Annotated in this window: 3 protein-coding genes; all 3 read left to right on the top strand. The window is 36.8% G+C overall.

Going from position 1 to position 2,542, the window contains the following annotated elements:
* Window positions 1–203 precede the first annotated feature (203 nt).
* Complete coding sequence (sdaAB, locus tag BM211_RS25660) at window positions 204–902, top strand: L-serine ammonia-lyase, iron-sulfur-dependent subunit beta (RefSeq protein ID WP_035434870.1); 699 nt, start codon at window positions 204–206, stop codon at window positions 900–902.
* 21 nt (window positions 903–923) lie between these two features.
* Window positions 924–1,814, top strand: coding sequence for an L-serine ammonia-lyase, iron-sulfur-dependent, subunit alpha (gene sdaAA / locus BM211_RS25665; protein ID WP_035434872.1), 891 nt, complete (start codon window positions 924–926; stop codon window positions 1,812–1,814).
* Window positions 1,815–2,107: 293 nt separating this feature from the next.
* Window positions 2,108–2,542 (top strand): aromatic amino acid transport family protein (locus tag BM211_RS25670; RefSeq protein ID WP_305728505.1); only part of this gene is annotated, 435 nt, incomplete at its 3' end.

A 2,542-nucleotide genomic window follows, 5' to 3' on the forward strand; every position in this document is an offset into this window, starting at 1 on the left:
TGAAGAAAACCCCCACTGATTAAAGTTTCACTTTATTACAATTGAATCTCTTTCTCAAGCTGACATTTTAATAGATTGCCCTGTTCTGATTTATGGAACAAATGTAATTGCAGAAAATAAAGGCTGGAACATATTTGGAATTGGAGATTCCAATACCTCAGATTCAACTGCAGTTAAAAATAATAAATTATGGGGGTGCTGATATGAACATGAATTTAGTAACTGTTAAAGAAAAAAAGGTTGTTAAATACAAAAGTTGTTTTGATGTGATTGGGCCGGTAATGATAGGTCCTTCAAGTTCACATACTGCAGGTGCTTTAGCTATTGGAACAGTTGCCAATAAATTATTTCAAGGTCTTCCAAAAAAAGTCGTGGTAAGGTATTATGAATCATTTGCTGAAACCCATAAAGGACACGGAACTGATTTTGCAATTATTGCTGGGATATTAGGATTTGCTACCGATGACAGCAGAGTGCCAGATGCTATTAAAATAGCAGAATCTAAAGGAATTGACATTACCTTTATTGAAAAAGCAGGTGATAGTCCTGCTGGCCATCCAAATACGGCAGATGTATATTTAGAGGATGAAAGTCGAAGTATTAGAACAGTGGGTATTTCGATCGGCGGCGGATTAATTGAAGTCAAACATGTTGAAGTTGACGGATTTAGCTTAGAACTGCAGGGGCCATTGCCAGTTATTATTGCGATTTCCGAAAGAGCTGACTTTGAATTTGTCTTACGCAGGATCTTTAAACAATATGATGTGGAAATTAACGACTTTCATAGTTTGGAAGAAAACGGAAAATATTTATATGCATTTGCTTTGGATTCTCTATTGCCTGGTAATGTTCAAATGGAATTGGGAAGTTTAAGCAATATAGCTAATATCATTATTCTTTAGTACATTAAGAGGTGAAAAAATATGTATATGTCTATAAAAGAAATTGTGGATGCAGCTAATAAAAGACAAAAGCCAATTTATGAATTAGCAATCGAACAGGAAATCGAACAAACTAAAACTTCTTATGAAGAAGTTTGGAGTAAAATGGAAAGAAATTTAACAACTATGGAAAATGCCATAAATAAAAGTGTCGAGGGCGACGGGGTATTTTCTCCAACTGGTTTAACCGGAGGCGATGCTGTTAAAATAAAAAAATATCGAGAAAATGGAAAAACTCTTTCTGGAGATTTGATGGTGTTAGGGATTCAAAGTGCGATCGGTGTTAATGAAGTAAATGCTGCATTAGGAGCTATTTGTGCAACTCCAACAGCAGGTGCGAGTGGGACGATCCCGGGAGTCCTATTTAGTATTAAAGATACGTTGCAGTTAAGTCATGAAGATATGATCCATTTTCTATTCACTTCAGCGTTATTTGGAACGATAGTCGCAAATAACGCTTGTATTGCCGGAGCGTACGGAGGATGTCAAGCTGAAGTAGGTAGTGCCTCAGCAATGGCTGCAGCAGCAGCGGTAGAAGCTGGCGGAGGAACACCGCAGCAATCTTCTGAAGCTTTCTCAACCGCATTACAAAATTTACTCGGTTTAGTTTGTGATCCGGTCGCTGGTTTGGTAGAAATTCCTTGTGTAAAGAGAAACGCCATCGGAATGGCAAATGCTTTAGCAGCAGCGGACATCGCATTAGCTGGCGTAAACAATATCATCAATTCTGACGAAGTTATTGAAGCGATGTATAGAGTTGGAAGACAGATGCCTCGCGAATTAAGAGAGACAGGTTTAGGCGGAGTTGCGGCCACACCTACAGGGATTGCCATTAAAAATAAAATCTTTGGAGAGAAACAATCAAATCAGTAAACAGTTATTGGTAATATTGTGAAATAGTTAACAATTCTATTCTCTATTGTTCTCCTAAGGATGTCTGGGTATTGAGGGCCATTATCACTAAAATATACTACTATACAATTAAAATATTTTGTAAACGCTAACAAATTCATCAGGTTGATAACTAGCGAATGTTTCGATTTTGATCAACTTAGAAGAAGGACACACATACGGCGCACCTTGTAAGCAATTTATTTTTCAAGAATGGTCTATATTCCTAGACCTTAAAAAGGATGTAAGAATAGGGTACAAGGAGGAATTATTATATGAATGGGAATACTGCAAAAAACATAGAATTTCAAGCTGAAAATACTGCAGTAAAAAATGAGAAATATCTAGACCCTAAAAAGTGGCATAAACAGGATACAACCTGGGCATTGAGTCTTTTTGGAACAGCAATTGGAGCAGGAGTACTCTTTTTACCTATTAATGCAGGTTCAGGTGGGTTATTATCATTACTGTTAATTACCATCCTTGCATATCCAGTTATGTATTACTCGCATAGGGCGCTTGCTAAAATGATATACGCTTCCAATTCTGCTGATGAGGGGATTACAGGTACAATAAGAGAGTATTTCGGAAATAAGGCAAGTATCATTTTTAATATAGTATATTTCGTCTCAATTTATACGATTGTGCTGATGTATTCGGTTGCACTTACAAATACTGCAAGTAGTTTTATCGTAAATCAATTGCACATG

This window comes from Bacillus sp. 491mf (genome assembly GCF_900112415.1).
Lineage (GTDB): Bacteria > Bacillota > Bacilli > Bacillales > Bacillaceae_G > Bacillus_A.